Origin of the sequence: Streptomyces decoyicus (genome assembly GCF_019880305.1) — a bacterium.
GTDB lineage: Bacteria > Actinomycetota > Actinomycetes > Streptomycetales > Streptomycetaceae > Streptomyces > Streptomyces decoyicus.
In genome coordinates this window covers 6,000,204-6,017,365 of record NZ_CP082301.1, presented here as the reverse complement: position 1 = coordinate 6,017,365, position 17,162 = coordinate 6,000,204, and the positions used below count along the sequence as shown (strand labels likewise).

18 protein-coding genes and 1 pseudogene are annotated in these 17,162 nt (G+C 71.0%); 1 reads left to right on the top strand and 18 read right to left on the bottom strand.

All coding sequences use genetic code 11. The features are described 5' to 3' along the window. Window positions 1-52 precede the first annotated feature (52 nt). Complete coding sequence (gene rpsB / locus K7C20_RS26650; RefSeq protein WP_018087132.1) at window positions 53-952, bottom strand: 30S ribosomal protein S2; 900 nt, start codon at window positions 950-952, stop codon at window positions 53-55. Window positions 953-1,292: 340 nt separating this feature from the next. Between rpsB and K7C20_RS39505 the strand changes: the two genes are divergently transcribed. Next, a complete protein-coding gene (locus K7C20_RS39505) occupies window positions 1,293-2,837 on the top strand; it encodes a murein hydrolase activator EnvC family protein (RefSeq protein ID WP_409351324.1) in 1,545 nt (514 codons plus the stop codon). A gap of 340 nt (window positions 2,838-3,177) precedes the next feature. On the opposite strand, the gene K7C20_RS26640 is transcribed toward K7C20_RS39505, so the two are convergent. The 17 genes and pseudogenes from K7C20_RS26640 to K7C20_RS26560 form a co-directional block, all read right to left on the bottom strand. Next, on the bottom strand, window positions 3,178-3,717 hold the full coding sequence (locus K7C20_RS26640; RefSeq protein WP_048829318.1) for a TetR/AcrR family transcriptional regulator: 540 nt from the start codon (window positions 3,715-3,717) through the stop codon (window positions 3,178-3,180). Window positions 3,718-3,844: 127 nt separating this feature from the next. Beyond that, on the bottom strand, window positions 3,845-4,678 hold the full coding sequence (gene whiG / locus K7C20_RS26635) for an RNA polymerase sigma factor WhiG (RefSeq protein WP_030080362.1): 834 nt from the start codon (window positions 4,676-4,678) through the stop codon (window positions 3,845-3,847). A 362-nt stretch (window positions 4,679-5,040) separates the two neighbouring features. Next, window positions 5,041-6,363, bottom strand: a complete 1,323-nt coding sequence (gene dprA, locus K7C20_RS26630) for a DNA-processing protein DprA (protein ID WP_078953228.1) — start codon at window positions 6,361-6,363, stop codon at window positions 5,041-5,043. A 3-nt stretch (window positions 6,364-6,366) separates the two neighbouring features. Continuing rightward, window positions 6,367-8,028, bottom strand: a complete 1,662-nt coding sequence (locus K7C20_RS26625) for a YifB family Mg chelatase-like AAA ATPase (RefSeq protein ID WP_048829317.1) — start codon at window positions 8,026-8,028, stop codon at window positions 6,367-6,369. Then, window positions 8,028-8,378, bottom strand: a pseudogene (locus tag K7C20_RS38435) (YraN family protein); the annotation flags it as partial. The pseudogene K7C20_RS38435 and the gene K7C20_RS26625, both read right to left, overlap by 1 nt. A 458-nt stretch (window positions 8,379-8,836) precedes the next feature. Continuing rightward, window positions 8,837-9,145: a DUF2469 domain-containing protein gene (locus K7C20_RS26615; RefSeq protein WP_003980220.1), complete on the bottom strand. Its 309-nt coding sequence runs from the start codon at window positions 9,143-9,145 to the stop codon at window positions 8,837-8,839. 38 nt (window positions 9,146-9,183) lie between these two features. Continuing rightward, window positions 9,184-9,744: an NUDIX hydrolase gene (locus tag K7C20_RS26610; protein ID WP_409351323.1), complete on the bottom strand. Its 561-nt coding sequence runs from the start codon at window positions 9,742-9,744 to the stop codon at window positions 9,184-9,186. Continuing rightward, window positions 9,737-10,465, bottom strand: a complete 729-nt coding sequence (gene lepB, locus K7C20_RS26605; RefSeq protein WP_030080370.1) for a signal peptidase I — start codon at window positions 10,463-10,465, stop codon at window positions 9,737-9,739. Before lepB (K7C20_RS26605) ends, K7C20_RS26610 begins: the two co-directional genes overlap by 8 nt. A gap of 54 nt (window positions 10,466-10,519) precedes the next feature. Next, on the bottom strand, window positions 10,520-11,497 hold the full coding sequence (lepB, locus tag K7C20_RS26600) for a signal peptidase I (RefSeq protein ID WP_078953229.1): 978 nt from the start codon (window positions 11,495-11,497) through the stop codon (window positions 10,520-10,522). Further along, the gene (gene lepB / locus K7C20_RS26595; RefSeq protein ID WP_053209342.1) at window positions 11,439-12,596 is read right to left on the bottom strand and encodes a signal peptidase I; all 1,158 of its coding nucleotides are present in this window, start codon (window positions 12,594-12,596) and stop codon (window positions 11,439-11,441) included. Before lepB (K7C20_RS26595) ends, lepB (K7C20_RS26600) begins: the two co-directional genes overlap by 59 nt. Beyond that, on the bottom strand, window positions 12,589-13,353 hold the full coding sequence (gene lepB, locus K7C20_RS26590; protein WP_030080376.1) for a signal peptidase I: 765 nt from the start codon (window positions 13,351-13,353) through the stop codon (window positions 12,589-12,591). The genes lepB (K7C20_RS26595) and lepB (K7C20_RS26590) overlap by 8 nt, the downstream gene beginning before the upstream one ends. Window positions 13,354-13,449: 96 nt before the next feature. Next, window positions 13,450-13,797 (bottom strand): 50S ribosomal protein L19, encoded by a 348-nt coding sequence (gene rplS / locus K7C20_RS26585; RefSeq protein WP_018087148.1) that lies wholly within the window; start codon window positions 13,795-13,797, stop codon window positions 13,450-13,452. Between the two features lie 132 nt (window positions 13,798-13,929). Beyond that, complete coding sequence (trmD, locus tag K7C20_RS26580; protein ID WP_030080379.1) at window positions 13,930-14,739, bottom strand: tRNA (guanosine(37)-N1)-methyltransferase TrmD; 810 nt, start codon at window positions 14,737-14,739, stop codon at window positions 13,930-13,932. Further along, a complete protein-coding gene (gene rimM / locus K7C20_RS26575; RefSeq protein ID WP_030080381.1) occupies window positions 14,739-15,284 on the bottom strand; it encodes a ribosome maturation factor RimM in 546 nt (181 codons plus the stop codon). The genes trmD and rimM overlap by 1 nt, the downstream gene beginning before the upstream one ends. 168 nt (window positions 15,285-15,452) lie before the next feature. Then, window positions 15,453-15,692, bottom strand: coding sequence for an RNA-binding protein (locus tag K7C20_RS26570; RefSeq protein WP_030080383.1), 240 nt, complete (start codon window positions 15,690-15,692; stop codon window positions 15,453-15,455). Window positions 15,693-15,694: 2 nt separating this feature from the next. Continuing rightward, on the bottom strand, window positions 15,695-16,135 hold the full coding sequence (gene rpsP / locus K7C20_RS26565) for a 30S ribosomal protein S16 (RefSeq protein ID WP_030080385.1): 441 nt from the start codon (window positions 16,133-16,135) through the stop codon (window positions 15,695-15,697). Between the two features lie 156 nt (window positions 16,136-16,291). Beyond that, entirely contained in the window at window positions 16,292-16,882 is a 591-nt protein-coding gene (locus tag K7C20_RS26560; protein WP_030080391.1) for a hypothetical protein, read from the bottom strand. Window positions 16,883-17,162: the final 280 nt, after the last annotated feature.

Genomic DNA, 17,162 nt, shown 5'->3' with positions numbered 1-17,162 from the left:
GGGGCGGCGCTTGTGGCGCCCTCCCCCGCCGTCATCAGCCGGATGCTGCGGGTCAGGCCTGCTCGGCGTCCGCGGCCGGCTTCTCGGCCTCGGCGGCGGGAGCCTCGGCGGCCGGGGCGGCCTCCTCAGCGGGCTTCTCCTCGGCCTTGGGGGCCTCGTCGTCAGCCTTCTTCTCGCCCTCGAGCAGGTCGCGCTCCCACTCGGCCAGCGGCTCGGCGGCAGCAGCCTTCTCGCCGGGCTTCTGGTCGCCGGTGGCGGCGCCGGAACGGGCGATGAGGCCCTCGGCGACGGCGTCGGCGATCACGCGGGTGAGCAGGGTGACGGAGCGGATCGCGTCGTCGTTGCCCGGGATCTTGTAGTCGACCTCGTCCGGGTCGCAGTTGGTGTCGAGGATCGCGACGACCGGGATGTTGAGCTTGCGCGCCTCACCGACGGCAATGTGCTCCTTCTTGGTGTCCACGATCCAGACGGCGCTGGGCACCTTCTGCATCTCGCGGATACCGCCGAGGGTCTTCTCCAGCTTGGCCTTCTCGCGGGAGAGAACCAGGAGCTCCTTCTTGGTGAGGCCGGAGGCGGCCACATCCTCGAAGTCGATCTGCTCGAGCTCCTTCAGGCGCTGCAGGCGCTTGTAGACGGTCGAGAAGTTGGTCAGCATGCCGCCGAGCCAGCGCTGGTTCACGTAGGGCATGCCCACGCGGGTCGCCTGCTCGGCAATGGCCTCCTGGGCCTGCTTCTTCGTGCCGACGAACATGACCGAGCCGCCGTGGGCGACGGTCTCCTTGACGAACTCGTAGGCGCGGTCGATGTACGACAGCGACTGGAGCAGGTCGATGATGTAGATGCCGTTGCGCTCGGTGAAGATGAAGCGCTTCATCTTCGGGTTCCAGCGGCGGGTCTGGTGCCCGAAGTGGACGCCGCTCTCCAGCAGCTCCCGCATCGTGACGACGGCCATGGCCGTACTCCTTGTTGTACTCGGTTTCACTGCGGCCGGCCGGCCGCGGTGCCTGACGCCCCGACGCGCCTGCCGGGGAAGACACCTTGCGGAGCCGTCCGAGGACCGAGGAGCGCGGCCGTCGTGCTGCCCGAAGGGGACTGGTGCACTGACGGCGGGGCGTGCGAAGTCGACCCGGTGACCCGGATCGCCATCAGAAGTGTACGGGACTGCCGACGCACCGGGCGACACACACCATTTCGAGCCCCCTGCGGGTGACACCGTTGTCCACAACCGCCCCCTGATCCACAGCTTCAGACCAAGATCCCCCGGCCGCGGCGGACTGCGTCACCGTCGGAACATGCGACACCACACCCAGCAGAATGCGGAACGGGACACCCGACGAAGCACCCAACGAAGCACTCGGCGAAGCACTCGGCGAAGCACTCGACAAGCTTCCGGCTCGAGCAGGGCCGCCCGCGCCGTCGGCGGCTTCCACGTGGGCTTACGCAGCGGCTTTACCGGGGGCTCCCCGGGCCCGGCCACCGGCGGCGGGCGGCCGGGAGCGGCCCACCGCCGGCCGCGGCACCGGCCGGACCTCCTCCCGTACCCTCCCCCTCCCTTGGCTCCCTCTCCTTCGGCTCCCCCTCCTTCGACTGCCTCTCCGGTTCCGCCTCCCCGGTCGCGCTTCCGTCCACGTTTCCGGCCACCGGCACCCTCGCCACCGGCACCCCGCGGCGAGCCGGCCGGGTACGGCCCGAGCTGCTTCTTCCCGGCCCGCGTGGCATGTGCGCGGCTGGCCCCGGCCGTGGCCGCGGTGCTCACCCTTCTGTCCCCCGCGCCCGCGACCGCTGCCGACACGCTGCCCCTGGCCGCGGGGGCGGAGCGCCGGGTGGAACGGGTGGCGGATCGGATGGCGGGTGCGGGGCGTGGCAAGGCGGCAGGACGCCCTGAGGAGATGCCCGCACGTGCCGGGGAGGCGACACGTGGCGAGGCGGTCACGCGTCCCAGAGCGGTGAGAGGTGCCAGGGCAGTGACGCGTCCCGAAGCGGAGACGCGACCCAGAACCGTGACACCTCCCGGAGCGATGACACGCCCCAGGGTTGCGGCACGCGCCGACCAGCCGGCCGCCGACCCACCGGGTGCAGACCCACCAGGTGCAGACCCACCGGGTGCCGACCCACCGGGTGCCGACCCACCGGATGGGGACAGAGCCTGGCCCGTGGGGGGAACCGCAGGCCTCGGGCCCACGGTGGTACGCGGCTGGGAGCCACCTCCTTCGCCGTGGGCGGCCGGCCACCGCGGCGTGGACCTGGCCGCACCGGCCGGCGCGGTGGTGCGGGCCGCGGCACCTGGCCGGATTGCGTACGCCGGGACCGTCGCGGGCCGTGGCGTCCTGACGATCGAGGTGTCCCACTCGGGCCGTCCCCCCTTACGCACCACCTACGAACCCGTACGCCCCACAGCCCGGAAGGGTCAGCGCGTCACGGCAGGCCAACCGGTCGCCGTTCTGCAACGCGGCCCGTTCCACTGCCGGGCGCCATGCCTCCACTGGGGCCTGCGCCGCGGCAAGACCTACCTGGACCCGCTGTCTCTGCTGCCCCGCAGCATGCTCCACGGCGGCCCCTCGCGACTCCTGCCGGTCTTCGGGGTTCCCGTACCGGGAGGCGGCCGCACGGTGCCCCCCTGGCATCCGGGACCAGCCGAACCACCGGACTCAGCAGTACCCACAGAACCAGCAGCTCAGGAGCAAATGCCAACGCCGACAGGAGCTGCCCTCATAGCAGCAGCCGGCCTCGCGGCCGCGGCGACCTGGGCACTCGGCCGGCTCCATCGGGCTCGTGCGATGGGGAGCGAGGAGGGCGCCAGGAAGCGGAGGGATGCGAAGTGGGGTGGTGGAGAGTAGCGCGGCCCCCGATGGGGCGGTGGGTAATCACGAGACGACCATGATCGCCGGGAGGTGAGCCAGGGCCGGCGGTCGCGAACCGCACACGGCGCCGGCCGAACGTCAAAGGCAGCCCTGCCCGCAGCAAGGCGCACCACGTCACCACGCCATCGGCCGCCCAAGGCTGCGGGCTGCGGGCTGCGGGCTGCGGGCTGCGGGCTGCGGGCTGCGGGCTGCGGGCTGCGGGCTGCGGGCTGCGGGCTGCGGGCTGCGGGCTGCGGGCTGCGGGCTGCGGGGGCAACGAGTGTTGCGGGTGGTGGAGGTGGGGGCGGGTGGGGGAGGGGGAGGGGGAGGCCCCCCGTCAGCCGCGGACGCCGCGGAGGACCATCGCGACCGCCGCCTCCGTGATCTCGTCCGGGTCTTCCGCGGCGCCGAGTTCGATGCGGCGGACCGCGGCGTCGACGACTCCCTGGAGGAGCATGGCCGCGAGTCGGGGCTGTGCATGGCCGAGGGCGGCGAGCGCCTCGACGATCATGGCGATCAGTCCGCCGTGCGCCGCGCGGATCTTCTCGCGTGCACCGGCGTCCAGCTCACCGGCCGAGATGGCGACGACGGCACGGTGGCGCCGGTCGCCCACCAGAGCGAGTTGCCGGCGCACATACGCCTCGACCTTCCCCTCGGGCGTGTCGATCCTCTCCATCGCCGCTTCCACCTCTGCGGCCCAGACCGGGAAGTCGACGGCACACAGCTCTTCGACAACGGCGGCGCGCGAGCGGAAGTACTCATATACGGAGGAGCGCGCGAGACCCGTGCGCTCGGCGAGGGCGGGGAAGGTCAGTGCTTCCGTTCCGCCTTCGGACAGCAGGGTGCGGGCGGCGTCCAAGAGGGCGCCGCGCTGCATCGTCCGGTGCTCGGCCACGGAGGCCGCTCGAATCCTGGGCACGTCACCACTCTACGGATGGCGCGCCCGTCGTGGCACTCCGCCCGGCAACACGGCGTACGGGAAGCTCCGGCGTCCGCAACGTGACTCAGCGTCCGACGTCGGCGAGCTTCGCTCTGAGCTGGAGTACGGACTTGGTGTGGATCTGACTGACCCTGCTCTCCGTGACACCGAGGACGTTGCCGATCTCGGCAAGCGTGAGGCCTTCGTAGTAGTAGAGGGTGACCACGGTCTTCTCCCGTTCGGGGAGGGTGTTGATGGCGCGCGCGAGCAGCCTCCGCAGCTCACGGTCCTCGGCGATCTCGACGGGGTTCTCGGCGGCCGTGTCCTCGAGGGTGTCCATCAGGCTCAGCCGTTCCCCCTCACCGCCGACGTGCAGCAGCTCTTCCAGAGCCACCACGTTCGCCAGGGACAGCTGGCTGAAGACACCGTGGAGTTCCTCCAGCGCGATGCCCATCTCCTCGGCGACCTCGCCCTCGGACGGGGTGCGGCGCAGCTGGGCTTCGAGGGTGGCGTAGGCCCGTTCGACGGCTCGGGCCTTCTGCCGTACGGAGCGCGGAATCCAGTCCAGCGCACGCAGCTCGTCGATCATTGCGCCGCGGATGCGGGTGATGGCGTACGTCTCGAACTTGATGGAGCGTTCGGGCTCGAACTTCTCGATGGCATCGATCAGTCCGAAGACTCCGGAGGAGACGAAGTCGGCCTGTTCGACGTTGGGGGGCAGGCCGACGCTGACGCGGCCGGCGACGTACTTGACCAGCGGCGAGTAGTGCAGGATCAGCTGTTCCCGCAACCGCCCGTCGCCCGACGCCTTGTAGGAGCGCCACAACTCGTCGAGCGAGGTGGGCGGGGCGGGGCGCACGCTGCCGCGCGCGGCCGGTGGTACAGCCGCACGGTCAGACCCGGAGGTGTGCTGGGGCATTCGTCGCCTTGAGCCGTTCTGCCGAGACGCGGGTGGATGGATGTATGAGGGTGGAATTTGCCTGTGAGCGTAGCGTGACCGAAGCGTCGCGGTGCGCGAGGACGGCAGGTTCGGGCGTGCGCAGATACGTTCCGCTGCCCGCACCTCAGGGTTACCTCGTACGGTGTGGCGACACCCGGACAGGGAGCCGGGTGCGGGCGTCCGGCGGGCCGTGCGGACGGACACGGTGACGCGGCGGGCGGGACCTCGTGCATCCCCTGCGCCCCATCGCCATCTCCCCACGGATCGGACCCGCGCCCCGAAGCACGGCAAACCTGGATTCTGCGGTCATTCCCCTCACCCTTTCACCCGTTCGCCCCAGGTCAAGGACCGCCTCGCCGGGAACCGTCGGTCGTCTCGGCGCGTCGCGCCAACTCCCAGCGCTCACCGCACCTTTGAACGAATCCGAGGGACAGCAGCTCGAAGAGTTTGCTCTGGGTGACGTCGCGGGGCGTGCCGGCCTCCTGCGCCAGATGGGCGGTGTCCGTGCTGCCGCGCGCGGGCAGCGCCTCCAGTACGCGGCTCGTAACGGGGTCCAGGAGGTCGCGGATGCGGGTCTGCCCTGCCCTCTCAGGGGCGAGGTCGCCGATGCTGCCGACGAGTTCGATGACCTCGTCGGCGTCGGTGACCACCGCGGCCTCGCCGCGCAGGAGTTGGTGCACACCGGCGGACAGTCCGCTGGTGACCGGGCCCGGCATGCCCATCGTGAAGCGCCCGAGGGCCAGCGCTCGCCGGGCGGTGACCAGTGAGCCGCTGCGAAGCTCGGCCTCCACGACGACGGTGCCTCTGGTGAGTGCGGCGATGACGCGGTTGCGTTGGATGAAGCGGCTGCGGGTGGGGTGGTCGCCGGGTGGTAACTCGGCGACCACCAAGCCCTGTTCGGCGATCCGGTCGATCAACTCGCTGTGACCGCGAGGGTAGGCGTAGTCGACTCCGGAGGCCATGACGGCGACGGTCGCGCCGTCCGCGGCCAGTGCACCGCGATGTGCTGCGCCGTCGACGCCGTACGCGGCTCCCGAGACGACGGTCCAGCCGCGGTCGGCGAGTCCGGCGCCGAGGGTGGTGGCGAGATGCGCGCCGTATTCGGTGCAGGCCCGGGCGCCGACGACGGCGACGGAGCGCAGCGCCCACAGTCTGAGGTTGCCCGTCCCGCGCACCCACAGGCCGACGGGGCGGGCGTCGCCGAGGTCGTCGAGCTGGCGGGGCCATTCGTCGTCCCCGGGGCAGAGGAACCTGCCGCCGAGTGCCGTGATGGCGTCGAGGTCCGCGGTGGGGCGGGCCCGGCCGGCACGGAGCCGCAGGCCGGCGATCTTGGCCGGGGTGGCGCCGGCGGGTGGGTCCGCGGTGTCGTCGGACAGGGCGTGCCACAGAGCCACCGGGCCCCTCTCGCGTAGCCAGCGTCCGGCGGTTTCATCGCCTGGTTCGAGGATCCGGGTGAGGGCGGCGCGGGCGGTGCGCTGCGGTTCGTCTTCCTCGCGCTCGCGGTGAGCGGACCGTCGGCCGGCTGCCGTCGGCTTTGCGGGGCGTGTCCCGGCCGTCGTGTGCGTGGCATGGTCAGGCTCGGCTGTCTCCGGCCCACGGCCGTGGTCATCCGGGGCCGTGGCCGGTGTCCCTGTGGCGAAGCCCCATGCGTCGATCCTGGTCACCGCTCACACCTGCCCATGCGGCGAGGCGGCGGTCGTCGCGGTCTTGCGCTTGCTTCCGCTGCCGCCCGCCGTCGTCAGAGCGCCGCGGCGGACGCCTGTGCGGAGTTCCAGGGCCCAATTGACGTCTTCGCTGGTGGGGCGGTCGCGGCCGGACAGGTCGGCGGCGGTCCAGGCGACGCGGAGGACTCGGTCGAATCCGCGGGCCGTGAGAAGGCCGCATTCGAGGTCACGTTCGGCCGGGGCCAGTGCGCCGGGGTGGACCTGCCAGCGGGTGCGCAGTTCGTGGCCGGGTACCTCGCTGTTGGTCTGCCACGGTGTGCCGGCGAGGCGGGCCGCGGCGCGTTCGCGGGCGGCGAGTACGCGTTCGGCCACGGCCGCGGTGGATTCGGCGCCGCGGCCGAGGGCGATGAGTTCGGAGCGGACGACGGGTTCCACGGCGATCCGGAGGTCCACCCGGTCCATCAGGGGCCCGGAGAGCCGGGCGCGGTAGCGGCGGATGGAGGACGGCCGGCATTCGCAGTCGCCGCTGGTGGTGCCGTGCCGCCCGCAGGGACAGGGGTTGGCGGCGAGGGCGAGGAGGAAGCGGGCCGGCAGGCGCATCATGCCCGCGGCACGGGCGACGACCACATGACCGGACTCCAGTGGCTGGCGCAGTGCGTCCAGGACGCGGGGGCTGCATTCGGCGGCCTCGTCCACGAACAGCACGCCGTGGTGGGCGAGGGATACGGCTCCGGGGCGGGGCAGTCCGGTGCCACCGCCGACGAGGGAAGCCATCGTCGCGGAATGGTGCGGGGCGCAGTAGGGCGGCCGGTGGACGAGCGGCTGCCCCGGCGGGAGGGTGCCGGCCACCGAGTGGACGGCGGTGACCTCCAGGGATTCCTTGGGGGACAACGGCGGCAGCAGCCCGGGGAGGCGTTCGGCGAGCATGGTCTTGCCTGCGCCGGGCGGGCCTTTGAAGAAGATGTGGTGGCGTCCGGCGGCGGCCACTTCCAGGGCGCGGCGGGCGCTGTGCTGGCCTGCGACGTCCGCGAGGTCGGGGGTGTGGTCCCCGGGCGGCAGGCCCGCACCGGCGCTGGTGCCGGGCACGACCAGCCCGGCGAGCAGCGGGTCAGGGCGTCCTTCTTCGCGGGAATCTTCCTCGTCGGGCACCGGTTCGTCGGCGAGGACGGCGATGAGCTGGCGCAGGCTGCGGACGCCGAGAACGGAGATGCCGGGGACCAGCGAGGCTTCGGTGGCGGTCTGTTCCGGGACGACGACCTGGCGGTACCCGGCGTCGGCGGCGGCCAGTACGGCGGGCAGCACTCCGCGTACGGGGCGGACGCGGCCGTCCAGGCCGAGTTCGCCGATCATCATCAGGTCGGTGAGTTCACGGGGGTCCAGTCGCTCGGCGGCGCCGAGGACCGCGCAGGCCACGGCCAGGTCGAAGCCGCTGCCGCCTTTGGGCACGGAGGCCGGGCTGAGGCCGACGGTGAGCTTTTTCTGCGGCCATTCGGCGCCGGAGTTCACGACCGCGGCCCGCACCCGCTCGCGGGACTCGATGAGGCTCTTGTCGGGCAGCCCGACGAGGGTGAACGCTGCGACGCCGGGTTCCAGGTCGGCCTGGACCTCGACGACGACGCCTTCGACGCCGACCAGGGCGACGGAGCAGGTCCGGGCGAATCCCATCAGGCCACCCCCCGCGCGTGCTGGACGACCGGGGCGCCGCGGGCCGGCAGCAGGACGCCGATCACATCGATCCGTACGCCGCCGGGTGGCGGGCCGCCGTGCCGCTCCAGCCAGCGTTCCGCCAGCAGCCGCAGCCGGGCGGTCTTCTCGGGGCGGACGGCCGCCATGGGGTGTTCGTACCAGCCGGCGCGGCGGGTCTTGACCTCGCAGACCACGAGGGCGTCGCCGTCGGCCGCGACGATGTCGATCTCTCCGTCGCGGCAGCGCCAGTTGCGGTCCAGGATCCGCATCCCGGCCTCGATGAGCCGCCGGGCGGCCAGGTCCTCGCCGTAGCGTCCGAGTGCGCGTCGCCGGGTGTCGGCCGGTTTGGCTGCTGCCGGGTCGGTGCCTGGTGGACTGGCGACCGTCGGGGCAGCGGCGGGTGACCCGGCGGGTGCCTGCTTGACGGCCGGTGGCCCGGCGGGTGGCTGCTTGACAGCTAGTGGCCCGGCGGGTGGCCGCCTGACGGCCGGTGGCCCGGCGGCTTCCGGTTTGACGGCCGCCCGCCCGTCCGTGGGTGGCTTACGCCCCGTGGGCGGCGCTCCTGAGCGCGTCTGCCGCGCCCGGCCCGCGGTCTGTGCATCGTCTCCGGCCCTGCGGCCGGCCTGCATGGCGTTCATGCGGTACCACCTCCGGCACCGACTGTGACGCTCCCGCCCAGATCTATTGGATCTTGGTGGACAGTGAGGCGGTTGTGGATAACCTGCTCACCCGTCCGGGTGGCGGAGAGCAGGCCGAGGGCCGGGCCACTCCGCCGACTCCGGTCGCCTCAGCTCCCCGGAAGATCCAGATCGCTCTTGTTGAGCTCTTCGATATTCACGTCCTTGAACGTGAGGACGCGCACCTGCTTGACGAATCGGGCCGGGCGGTACATGTCCCAGACCCAGGCGTCGGCCATCGACACCTCGAAGAACACCTCTCCCTGAACCGAGTGCACCTGCATCTCGTAATCATTGGTGAGGTAGAAGCGTCGTTCGGTCTCGATCACATATTTGAACAGTCCGACGACGTCGCGGTACTCCCGGTAGAGCTTCAGCTCCATCTCGGTCTCGTACTTCTCGAGGTCCTCGGCGCTCATGGCAGATCCCCTTCAGCCGTGCGTCCCCCCATTGTGCGTCAGACCCGCTCGGTCTCCAGGAGCACTGGCGCCTCGGGGGGCCCTTCGTCGAGCAGCGTGCGCAGCAGCTCGGCGAGTCTGGTTGGATACACCGTCTCATGCGATGCGGACAGTTCCTCCGAAGTCCACCACCTCAGTCCCGAAACGCTGCGTCGCTCCAGGTCAGTCTGCCCACCGGTATCGGTGGCAGTCCGGTCGGTCCTTCCCAGGTAATACCACTCATCCTGCTCCCAGCGCCGCCCGTCGAACGGGAAGGCGCAGCGGCGCTTCCACAGGACGGGGCCGAGGACGACGTCGGAGATGCCGGTCTCCTCGGCGAGCTCGCGGCGGGCCGCCTCTTCACGGGTCTCCGTTTCTTCCAGACCGCCGCCGGGGGTGAACCACCACCGTTCGGTGGGGCGGTCCGGTTCGAAGCCGTGGAGCAGCAGGATCCGGTCGTCGGGGTCGAGCAGCACGATGCGGGACACCTGGCGCACCACGGCCGTCTTCGGTTCGTCGCCGGCCGCTGCCCCATGCGCCGCGGCCGGCCCCTCGCCGCCCCGCCCCGGCCGCTCAGGCACGCTTGCGCGCCTTGCGCCGGGCGAGGGGCCCGTAGGCCGCGCCGGCGAGGATGAGGACCGCACCGGCGACCACTGCGAGGGTGATGGGCCGGACCGGGCCGGGCTGCGAGGTGCCGCCGGGGAGAGCGGAGAAGGCGGCCGGGCGCTGCATCACGCCGACGCTGCCGAGCGGCCAGGCGCGGGCGTCGACCCGGGCCTCGACGGCGCTGCGCGGCACGGAGCCGTGGTCGCCGTCGGTGAGGTGGACGCGGGAGTCGAGGGAGTCGCTGCGGTGGTCGCCGAGCAGGAAGAGCTGGCCGGTGGGGACCTTGGCCTTGAAGCCAACGGGTGAGGCCGGGCCGCTGCCCTGAAGATAGGGTTCCTCGACCGGGTTTCCGTTGATGGTCAGGCGGCCCTGCTTGGTGCAGCAGGAGATCTTGTCGCCACCGACGCCGACGACGCGCTTGACCATCGGCAGGGTGCCCCAGGTGGAGTCCTTGAAGACGACGATGTCGCCGCGGCGTATCTCGGAGCCGTCCACTCTCTCCGCCAGGACCCGCGCCCCGACCGCGATCGTCGGCGACATCGAATCGGTCGGCACCGTATAGGGACGGTAGATCAGCGCCGCCCACACGAAGCCGCCCAGGAACAGCACGCAGCCGACGGCGACGGCCAGACCGGACAGCACACTGCCCGTCGTCCGGCCGCGGCCGTCGGTCCTGCGTTCCGTACTGCTGCTCATCCCAGCGCTCCCACCCCGCGGGCAGCGCCCGCGTCGAAGATCCGGGACGGCACCTTACCTGGGGTTACGTGTTCCGGTCAGCCTCCGGCGACGCCACAGTACGAGCGGCACCGCCCCGGCCAGGCCGAGAGCGGCCGGCGCCGCCGCCATGGCCTTGTTGATTCCCGGCTGGTCGAAGGTGTCCGGCACCGGCAGGGTCGCCCAGCGGTTGATGGGCCAGGCGATGGTGAACGCCCGGCCGACGACCTCGTCCTCCGAGACCGTGCCGTTGCCCTTGAGGTTCTGGTGGTAGCGGGAGTCGAGGGAGTCGTCGCGGTGGTCGCCCATGACCCAGATCCGGCCCTTGGGGACGTGGATCGGACCGAAGGCCCGGTCGCCGCAGGGGGTCGCACCGGGGAAGACGTACGAGTCCTCCTTGAGGGCCTTGCCGTTGACCTTGACCGGACCGGTGCCGTGGCACTCGACCGTGTCTCCGCCGACCGCGATGACCCGCTTGATCAGGTCCTTCTCCTCGGCCGAGGGCATCAGGCCGATGAAGCTGAGGACCTTCTGGACGGGGTTGGGCTCGGGGGTCGGCGCCTCGTTCAGCCAGCCGCCCGGGTCGTGGAACACGACGACCTCGCCGCGCTGCGGCTTGGAGCCGAACCACGGCGTCAGCTTGTCGACCAGGACCCGGTCCCCGCGCTGCAGGGTGTCCTGCATCGAGTCGGACGGGATCGAGAACGCCTGCACCAGGAATGTCTTGATCAGCAGCGCGAGGACCAGCGCGATACCGATGAGAATCGGCAGCTCTTTCCAGAAAGCACGCGGCTTCTTGGCCTTTTTCATGCCGCCGCTCACTTCGTCGCCCGCTGACGTGTCCAACGCATCCGACGTGTCCGAAGGACCCGCCGGGGCAGAACGTTGCGCCTGCGGCCCTGAGTGCGACTGAGCCGGTGACTGATGCACGGAACTCGTCGCCGGCCGCGAGGTCTCACCACGCCCTGCCGGCTCTTCGGGCTCTCCGGTTCCGGACCGCGCGCCGACCGCCAAGTCCCCCACATCTGCTCCTCACTCCACGCACTCGCCCACCCGTCAACCGGTGCAGGCCCACCACTCCCATAACGAGCGGGAGTTCCGCAGGGGTCGGGAGTACGGTCAAACTCTCGGTGGACAGCCTATGCGGCGCGCCTGCCGACGACGCCTTGGCGCCCGGCGCGTCGTGCACGGTCGTAAAGGTGTCCGGCTCTTCCAGGCGTCGCCAGTGGCTGAACGGCCAGCCGATCACCACGGCCCGGCCCACGACACCGTCCTCCGAGACCGTGCCACGGTACGGCTCGTCCAGGTGGAAGCGCGAATCCGCGGAGTCGGAACGGTGGTCGCCCATCACGAAGATCCGTCCGGTCGGGACGTTCACCGTGAACTTCAGCGTGGACGGCGGGTTGCCCGGATGGACGTACGGTTCGGTCAGCGGGGTTCCGTTGACGGTGACCTTGCCCTGCTTGTCACAGCACTTGACGGTGTCACCGCCGACCGCGACGACCCGCTTGATCAGGTCTTGTTCATCGGCCGACGGCAGCAGTCCGATGAAGGTCATGGCGTCCTTGACCGGCTGGAAGGCGCCGCCGGTTTCGGCGGGCTTGTTCTGCTCGCCCTTGAGCCAGCCTCCGGGGTCCTTGAAGACGACGACATCGCCGCGCGTCGGCTTGGAGCCGAACCACGGCGTCAGCTTGTCGACGAGCACCCGGTCGCCGATCTTGATCGTCTGCTCCATGGAGCCGGACGGGATGACGAAGGCCTGGACGAGGAACGTCTTCAGGACGAGGGCGATGGCCAGCGCCACGCCGACGAGGATGGGGATTTCCTTGAGGTAGGAGCGTTGCCTGCGGCGTTTGATGCGCCGCGCCATGCGCCGCCGCTCGGCCCGGCCGCCGGTCCCGGACCGTCCCGACCGTCTGCCGGTCGCGGCCCCGCCCGCCCGGGAGCCGTCGCTCCCACCGGTTTCCTGAGGGTCGCCGTACGCGTCGCTGCCGCTGTACGGGGTGCCGGTTCCCCGCCCCGTGCCGCCGCGGCCCCGCTGGGACCTGTCGGCGCCCCTTCCGGACCGACCGGTGCCCTGGCCTCCGTGACGGGGGCGTCCGCGGTTACCCATGGGGGCCTGCCGCGGCGGGTATCCGGTCGAAGGAACGGGGGCGCTCGAAGGTGCGCCAGCGGCTCACCGGCCAGGTGATCAGGTCCGCGCGGCCGACGACCCGGTCCACCGGGACCGTGCCGCCCCCGGGGTCACCGAGGTGGTCGCGGGAGTCACTGGATCTGGCGCGGTGATCCCCCATGACCCACAACTTGCCCTCCGGCACCACGATGTCGAAATCCACCGAGGACGGTGTGTCCCCGGGGTGGAGATACGCCTCACTCACGGGCTCACCGTTCACTTCGATCCGCCCCCGTTTGTCGCAGCAGGTCACCCGGTCACCGCCGATGCCGATCACGCGCTTGACGTAGTCGGTCTCGGCAGGCCGGGCCAGGCCCAGCGCCGCGCCGGCTCCGCGCAGCAGTCCCGTAACGGGATTCTCCCCCTGCTCCCTGTGAACGAAGGACCCCATACCGTCGAACACCACCACATCGCCCCGTGCCGGCTCGCTGCCGAAACGGTACGCCAGCTTGTTGACCAGCACCCGGTCCCCGATCTGCAGGGTGTTCTCCATGGAGGAACTGGGGATCAGAAAGGGCTGCGCCACGAACGCGCTGAGCAGCAGTACGAAGGCCAGACAGAGTGCGAGCAGGGTGGCGGGACGATGGCGCAGCCCGACCGTACGGGCGGGAAAACGCGCGGAGCGCGACCCCTGCTCCGGCCCCTGGTCGGGGGTGGGAGAGGGGTCGCGCTCCGTGAGCTGTGCGTCGGTGTCCATCGGGCCCTGAGCCTATCCGGCCGGATCCGGACGCCGTACGTGAGCGTCGGTTTGCGTTGCCCCGGCGCAAAAAATCGTGCGCCGGGACGGCCCGGCTCAGTTGTCGCGCTTCTCCTTGATCTTCGCGGCCTTGCCGCGGAGCTCGCGCAGGAAGTACAGCTTGGCGCGACGGACGTCACCGCGGGTCACGACCTCGATCTTCTCGACGATCGGGGTGTGCACCGGGAAGGTGCGCTCGACGCCGACGGAGAAGCTGACCTTGCGGACCGTGAAGGTCTCGCGCACGCCGGCGCCCTGACGGCGGATGACAACGCCCTTGAACTGCTGCACACGGGAGCGGTTGCCCTCGATGACGCGGACGTGGACGTTGACGGTGTCACCCGGGCGGAAGGCCGGGATGTCGCTGCGCTTCGACGCGGCGTCGACGGAGTCGAGAAGGTGCATGACCTACTGCTTTCTTCGCTGATGCCACAGGTCATCAACGGGATATCGGAAGGATGTTTCGGATGCCGTTCCGTCGGGCGGGCGTCGTTCCCCCTGTGGCAGGGGCGCGCGCCGGACGCACACAGCAGCGGCCTATTCTTCCACGGCCCCGGTCGTCCGCCCAAATCGGCCGTCCTCGCCCTCCGACCAGCCAAGAGCGGCCAGGATCGCGCGGTCGTGTTTGTCGAACGCGGCGGGGTCGGCGCGCTCGATCAGATCGGGGCGGTTGAGGTCGGTGCGGCGGAAGGCCTGGTCACGGCGCCAGCGGACGATCTTGCCGTGGTGGCCGCTGAGCAGTACGTCGGGGATGCCGCGGCCGCGCCACTCAGGGGGCTTGGTGTAGACGGGCCCTTCCAGGAGGTCGGCCATCGCGCCGGGGGCGAAGGAGTCGTCCTGGTGGGAGGCGGCGTTGCCGAGGACGCCGGGCAGCAGCCGGGCCACCGCCTCGACCATGACCAGCACCGGCGCCTCACCGCCGGCCAGGACGTAGTCGCCGATGGAGACCTCGCGGACATCGACGCGGTCGCCGTACTCCTCGATGACGCGGCGGTCGATGCCTTCGTACCGGGCCGGGGTGAACACCAGCCAGGGCTTGGCCGACAGTTCGACGGCCAGCTGCTGGGTGAAGGGAGCGCCGCTCGGGGTGGGGACGACGATCACCGGTTGGCCCTCGCCGGACGCGAGGATCTCGTCGAGCGCCTCGCCCCATGGTTCGGGCTTCATGACCATGCCCGGACCGCCGCCGTAGGGGGTGTCGTCGACGGTGTTGTGCTTGTCGTGGGCCCACTCCCGCAGGTCGTGGATGCGCACATCGAGCTGTCCGCGGGCGCGGGCCTTGCCGACGAGGGAGACGTTCAGCGGTTCGAGGTACTCGGGGAAGATCGTGACGACGTCGAGCCGCATCAGCTGTCCTCGCGGCTGCTGGCGATCTCGGCCTGGCTGGCGTCGAGGAGGCCGGGCGGCGGGTCGACGACCGCGCGCTGCTCCTCCAGGTCGATCTCCGGGACGATCTCGGAGACGAACGGGATCAGCACCTCGCTGCCGTCGGGCCGCTGGACGACCAGCAGGTCCTGGTAGGGCAGGTGGGAGATCTCGGAGATCCGGCCGACCTCGGTGCCGTCGCGGGTGACGACGTCGAGGTCGATCAGCTGGTGGTCGTAGAACTCCTCGGGGTCCTCGGGGACTTCCTCGGGGTCGACCTCCGCGATCAGCAGGGTGTTGCGCAGCGCCTCGGCGGCCGTACGGTCCGCGACACCTTCGAAGCGCAGCAGCAGCCGGCCGCTGTGCACCCGGCCGGTCGCGATGGTCAGCGGTCCGACCGAGGACGGTTCGGTGGCGAGGACGGCGCCCGGGGCGAGCCGCAATTCGGGCTCGTCGGTGCGCACTTCTACGGTGACCTCACCCTTGATGCCGTGGGCGCGGCCGATCCGTGCCACTACCAACTGCACGCTGTTCTCTCCCCTTTTCGCGGTCGGCCCGCCGCCGCTCTCGCGGAGGGGCCGAGGACCGTCGTGGTTTCTCAACGGGTGGTGACGAGGGTGGATCCACGGTCACCAACGAACTCGGGCCGGGGACGGCCCGAGGGCCCTCCCCGGCCCGAGCCGGTGTTCAACTTGTCAGCTGACCTGGTCCACGTCGACGAGGTCGACGCGGATGCCACGGCCGCCGATGGCGCCCACGACGGTCCGCAGAGCGCGGGCGGTACGGCCGTTGCGGCCGATCACCTTGCCGAGGTCGTCGGGGTGGACCCGGACCTCGAGCACGCGCCCGCGGCGCAGGGTGCGCGAAGCCACCTGCACGTCATCGGGGTTGTCGACGATGCCCTTGACGAGGTGCTCGAGGGCTTCCTCGAGCATGCTCAGGCCTCGGTCGACTCGGAGGTGGACTCGGCCGCAGCCTCGTCCGCCTTCTTGTCAGCCTTCTTCGCCTTCGGGGTGATGGCCTCACCCTTCGGCTCGTTGCCGGAGTCCTTGGCCGCGGCCTCGAAGAGGGCGCGCTTGTCGGCCTTCGGCTCGGCGACCTTCATCGGCGCCGGGGCGGGCAGACCCTTGAACTTCTGCCAGTCGCCGGTGACCTTGAGGATGGCCATGACGGGCTCGGTCGGCTGCGCGCCGACACCCAGCCAGTACTGGACACGCTCGGAGTCGACCTCGATGCGCGAGGGGTTCTGCACCGGGTGGTACAGGCCGATCTCCTCGATGGCCCGGCCGTCACGGCGGGTACGGGAGTCGGCGATGACGATGCGGTAGTGAGGCGCGCGGATCTTGCCCAGACGCTTCAGCTTGATCTTGACTGCCACGGAAGTGGTGTCTCCTGGTCTTGACGTGGTGGGGCACAACGGGATGCCACGTGGGGTTGCGGTACTCGGGGTGCCCGATGGACGCGTCAGCCGGAGGAGAGAGGGGTCCTATGCGACTGTCGAGTACAGCTAGCCATTGTGCCACACGCCCATGGGTCAGCCGACCGCGGCCACCTCGGGGATCCGGAAGGGCTTTCCGCAGCCGCCGCAGACGATCGGTGCCTGGGCGAGCACGGACGGTACGACGCGGACATTGCGGCCGCAGTCGCAGACGGCCTTGACGCGGACGCCTCCTCCGGAGGAGCCGTGCCGGGCGGCCGGGCCACGGAAGCTGCGGGTGGTGTCCGTGGCGGTTGCGGCGGTGTGCGCCTTCAGCGCCCGGGCCAGCCGTTCGATGGTGGAGCGGTAGCGTCTCCTGGCTTCGGGGTTGAGGGTGACCAGCGAGAAGCCGCTGCTGGGGTGCGGCTCGTCGACATGGTCCAGGCCCAGCTCCTCGGCGATCGCCAGGAAACGGCGGTTGTGGTAGCGGCCTGCGCGGGAGGTGTCGCGGACGCCGCGGGCGGCGGCGATGCCGTGGACGGCCTCGTGGAGCAGCCGTTCGAAGGAGAGTTCGGCGCCACAGGCGGACGAGGACTCTCCGATCAGGGACTCGGGCGCGGCCAGGTCCGGCAGCTCGGGGTGGTGCCGTTGAATATCGGCCCAGGCGAGCGCCAGTTCGGCGGCGAGGACAGGCGGTGTCGTGCTCACGTCGTGACAACGAGCCGGGGTCGCCCAGTGTTCCGATTCCGGGGCATCCCAAATAATTTGCACGTACCAGTCAGTTTCCGGTCATGAGTCGTGCCGAGGGCGGGGTGCGCAGATCTGCGCAGAAGGCGCCCAGCAGCCCTCAAGCCGGTACGTATCCCCGCGTACGCCGCATGGCGTAGCCGGTCGTATACCGGGGCAACGATCACCGCGGCGATCGTACGGGGCCTTCCTGTGCCCGCCCGGCACCGGCTCGCGTCCCACCGTAGGGGGCGTGGAGGCG

Excerpts from the sequence above, each read along its gene's own strand:
- K7C20_RS26570 (WP_030080383.1), bottom strand. The coding sequence starts at position 15,692 with ATGCTCGAGGAAGCCCTCGAGCACCTCGTCAAGGGCATCGTCGACAAC.
- K7C20_RS26625 (WP_048829317.1), bottom strand. The coding sequence starts at position 8,028 with ATGGGATTCGCCCGGACCTGCTCCGTCGCCCTGGTCGGCGTCGAAGGC.
- K7C20_RS26640 (WP_048829318.1), bottom strand. The coding sequence starts at position 3,717 with ATGCAGCGCGGCGCCCTCTTGGACGCCGCCCGCACCCTGCTGTCCGAA.
- rplS (WP_018087148.1), bottom strand. The coding sequence starts at position 13,797 with ATGCACCTTCTCGACTCCGTCGACGCCGCGTCGAAGCGCAGCGACATC.
- K7C20_RS26615 (WP_003980220.1), bottom strand. The coding sequence starts at position 9,145 with ATGAGCGCCGAGGACCTCGAGAAGTACGAGACCGAGATGGAGCTGAAG.
- lepB (WP_030080370.1), bottom strand. The coding sequence starts at position 10,465 with ATGAGCAGCAGTACGGAACGCAGGACCGACGGCCGCGGCCGGACGACG.
- trmD (WP_030080379.1), bottom strand. The coding sequence starts at position 14,739 with ATGCGGCTCGACGTCGTCACGATCTTCCCCGAGTACCTCGAACCGCTG.
- whiG (WP_030080362.1), bottom strand. The coding sequence starts at position 4,678 with ATGCCCCAGCACACCTCCGGGTCTGACCGTGCGGCTGTACCACCGGCC.
- lepB (WP_030080376.1), bottom strand. The coding sequence starts at position 13,353 with ATGGACACCGACGCACAGCTCACGGAGCGCGACCCCTCTCCCACCCCC.
- rpsB (WP_018087132.1), bottom strand. The coding sequence starts at position 952 with ATGGCCGTCGTCACGATGCGGGAGCTGCTGGAGAGCGGCGTCCACTTC.
- lepB (WP_053209342.1), bottom strand. The coding sequence starts at position 12,596 with ATGGGTAACCGCGGACGCCCCCGTCACGGAGGCCAGGGCACCGGTCGG.
- K7C20_RS39505 (WP_409351324.1), top strand. The coding sequence starts at position 1,293 with ATGCGACACCACACCCAGCAGAATGCGGAACGGGACACCCGACGAAGC.